This window comes from Chromobacterium haemolyticum (genome assembly GCF_002081825.1).
Classification (GTDB): Bacteria; Pseudomonadota; Gammaproteobacteria; order Burkholderiales; family Chromobacteriaceae; genus Chromobacterium; species Chromobacterium fluminis.
The window spans coordinates 1-3,192 of sequence record NZ_MUKU01000070.1 but is presented as its reverse complement, the minus strand read 5'-3'; the positions used below and the strand labels follow the sequence as shown (position 1 = coordinate 3,192).

General features: G+C 65.7%; 4 protein-coding genes. All 4 read left to right on the top strand.

Features of this window, described 5'->3' with window-relative positions:
* Positions 1 to 150: 150 nt before the first annotated feature.
* The 4 genes from B0T39_RS24525 (at position 151) to B0T39_RS24510 (ending at position 3,022) form a co-directional block, all read left to right on the top strand.
* On the top strand, positions 151 to 438 hold the full coding sequence (locus B0T39_RS24525) for a hypothetical protein (RefSeq protein WP_081551349.1): 288 nt from the start codon (positions 151 to 153) through the stop codon (positions 436 to 438).
* Between the two features lie 106 nt (positions 439 to 544).
* Positions 545 to 1,690, top strand: a complete 1,146-nt coding sequence (locus tag B0T39_RS24520) for a baseplate assembly protein (RefSeq protein WP_081551347.1) — start codon at positions 545 to 547, stop codon at positions 1,688 to 1,690.
* Positions 1,683 to 2,339: a phage tail protein I gene (locus B0T39_RS24515; protein ID WP_081551345.1), complete on the top strand. Its 657-nt coding sequence runs from the start codon at positions 1,683 to 1,685 to the stop codon at positions 2,337 to 2,339. Before B0T39_RS24520 ends, B0T39_RS24515 begins: the two co-directional genes overlap by 8 nt.
* A complete protein-coding gene (locus B0T39_RS24510) occupies positions 2,336 to 3,022 on the top strand; it encodes a phage tail-collar fiber domain-containing protein (protein WP_081551343.1) in 687 nt (228 codons plus the stop codon). Before B0T39_RS24515 ends, B0T39_RS24510 begins: the two co-directional genes overlap by 4 nt.
* Positions 3,023 to 3,192 lie beyond the last annotated feature (170 nt).

Below are 3,192 nucleotides of genomic sequence, written 5' to 3'. Positions count from 1 at the left end.
AAATACGGGCTCCGGGCGCAAAAACAGCAGCTTCAGCGACGCTGGCTGCGTCAAGTTGCTGAAAATTTTATCTGTGTGAGGGCATGCTTGGTTTTTGATTGCCTGAAGCAGGTTTCTGGAAGTCCCCATAAGGGCGAGGCGCCGCCGGCGGTGCGTTCCTGGGCCGAGGCCAAGGGCTGGGACGGCCAGCAGGCGGCGGACAGCATCCTGGCCAAGGCGGCCGCCTGCGAACAGGCGCTGTACGCAATCCGCGACGCGCGACTGAAGGGCAAGGAAGCGGTGCGTCAAGCCGCGGACGAGACGGCGGCGCGCACGGCGGCCGACGAGGCGGTGTCCCAACTGCGGCAACTGGCTGCGGGCGACTTCACCGCCGATGCGCCGGAGGCCGAAGCCGGCCGCGCCGGCGGTCTGTTCAAGTTCTTTTCCAAACGGCTTTAAAAGCCGGCTGGCGGCATGATGGCGGATCATGTCGTCATCCGCTTCCTCTTCTGCGCCCCGCGACGGCCGCGCCAGGCCGCCGAGCTCCATTCAAGGACGTTCTCCCATGACCCCAGACTTGCCCAAGTTCATCGATGACGACCCGCATCTCGTCACCGCCGAGCTGATTGACGCCTACCAGAAAATGAGCGGCAAGACGCTCTATCCCGGCCAGGTGGAGCGTTTGCTGATCGACCTGATCGCCTATCGCGAAAGCGTGGTTCGAGCCGCCTTCAACGACGCCGGCCGCCAAAACCTGGTGGCCTTCGCCCGCGCGCCGATGCTGGACTACCTAGGCGAGCTGGTCGGCGTCAGCCGGCTGCCGGCCCAGCACGCGCGCTGTACGGTGCGCATTGCTTTCGCCCAGCCGCTGGCGCTGGCGCAGGTGATTCCGGCGCAGACCCTGGTGGCCGGCGGCGGCGTGCAGTTCCAGACCCTGGCCAGCCAGATCGCGCCGGCTGGCAGCAGCAGTATCGACCTGCCTGTCAGCGCGACGGAGGCGGGGGCCGCCGGCAACGGCTTCGTGCCGGGCCAGATCAATACCTTGGTGGATGAGCTGGAGGTGGACGCCAGCGTGGTCAATATCGATACCAGCGCCGGCGGCGCCGACGCCGAGGACGACGAACGCTTGCGCGCGCGGATCCGACTGGCGCCGGAATCCTTCAGCGTGGCCGGCAGCGCCGCCTCCTATCGCCACCACGCCTTGCGCGCGCATCAGGACATCGCCGATGTGGCGGTGATCAGCGCCAGTCTGCAACAGCAGAACGGCGAATTGAAAAGCGCCAACCAGGTGCCGCCCGGCGTGGTGCGCTTGTACCCGCTGACCAAGACCGGCATGCCGCCGGACAGCCTGCTTAGCGTGGTGGCCACTGCTTGCAGCGCAGACCGGGTGCGGCCGCTGACGGATCTGGTGGAGGTGCTGGCGCCGGAGGATTACGGCTACCGGGTACGCGCGCGGCTGACGCCGTATCGCGATGTCGATCCCAAAACCGTGCAGCAGCAGGCGCAGGCCGCTGTCGGCGCCTTCGTCCAGGCGCAGGCGGAGCGCTTGGGCCGCGACATCGTGCCGTCGCAGCTGATCGCCACCTTGTCGGTGCCCGGCGTCTATCAAGTCACTTTGTTGGAGCCGGCCGCCACCCGGGTGGTGCCGCCGCAGGGCTGGTCGCACTGCACTGACATCCAGCTGGAAATGACGGGAGGCCAGGATGGCTGACGTGACCCCCAATCTGCTAGCGCGCGACGCGCGTTTTGGTCTGTTGGCCCGGCTGAGCGAACGGCTGGGCGACATCGATCCCGGAGGCCTGCTGGTCTATCTAGTGGACGCGGCCAAGTCGGAGCTGTTGCCCCTGTTGGCTGAGCAATTCCATATCGACGGCGACGAAGGTTGGCTGCTGACCCAGAGCGAACAGCAACGCCGAGATCTGATCAAGCAGAGCATAGAGCTGCACCGCCACAAAGGCACGCCCTGGGCGCTGCGCGAAGTGTTCCGCATCCTCGGCGTGACGGTGGAACTGGAGGAGTGGTGGCAGCGTCAGCCGCCGGCCGCGCCCTATACCTTCGAATTGACCGCCTGGGCCAACGACAATCTGTTGCCCGGCCAGGCCTTGTTGAATCCCGAGCTTTACCGCCGGCTGCGGCGCATGGTGGAGCTCGCCAAGCCGGCGCGCAGCACTTATCGCTTCAAGCTGGGCGCACGCTTCAACGGCCGCTTGGGCCTGGCTTCGGCCGCTCAGGCGCGCGCGTTGATCCGCCGCAGCGCCGAGACGGCGCCGATGCGGCTGGCGCCACAGCAGCCGCTGGCCCTTTCATCCGCCGCGCAGATCTATGGCGTGGTCCACGTCACCATGGAGGCATCGTTGTGAGCACCCCCTTAGCACCTCTTATCACCGCCGCCGGCCTGGCCGCGATCTGGCGCGCCAGCAATGACGGCGTGTCCGCGCAGATCACTCACATCGCCTTGGGCGACGGCGCTTACGCGCCTGCGCAGGGCCAGACCAAATTGCGCGGCGAACAGGCGCGCTACCCTATCGCCGGTGGCGAACGGCTGGGAAATACCCAGATCCATCTGACCGCCATCGCCGACGACGACAAGGCGTTTTGGGTGCGCGAGATCGGTTTCATCCTGGCGGACGGCACTTTGTTGGCGATCTGGTCGGACCCGAAGGCGGCGCTGGCCTATAAGGCCGCCGACGTCCAACTGCTGCTGGCCTATGACCTGGCCTTGAACGCGTTGCCGCCGGACAGCGTCACCATCCAGTCCAGCGGCGCCGGTCTCAATCTGAGCCTGGCCAGCGAACTGGCGGAGCTGGCGGCGGCCCAGATAGGCGAAGCCAACCGCGGCTTGGGGCGGGATGAGCGCATTCGCGCGCAGGAAGGGCGTTTGCAGGCGCTGGAGCCGCAAGTGGCCACCTTGCAAAACCGCAGCCAAGCGCTGGAACTGGAGCATGCCGCCGATAAACGCTCCGGCCTGGAGCTGGCCACCGCTAATGCCGCGGCCATCGTCAGCATGCAGCATTTGTTCGTCAAACAAAGTCTGGGCGCTTGAGCGCCGGGGCTGCGCAGCCATCGTTTCCATTGACCTGATGGCTGTTCTTAGAGCCTGTTCACGATCTTTTCGTCCTGAGATAATTGCCGAATGCGAAGAAGCCATTATCCAAGCGACGTAAGTCGTGAACAGTTCGAACAGATCAGACCGCTATTGGAAAGCCTGCGCAA

What these genes read in the sequence shown, in the direction of transcription:
- B0T39_RS24520 (WP_081551347.1), top strand. Translation starts at nt 545, where the DNA reads ATGACCCCAGACTTGCCCAAGTTCATCGATGACGACCCGCATCTCGTC.
- B0T39_RS24515 (WP_081551345.1), top strand. Translation starts at nt 1,683, where the DNA reads ATGGCTGACGTGACCCCCAATCTGCTAGCGCGCGACGCGCGTTTTGGT.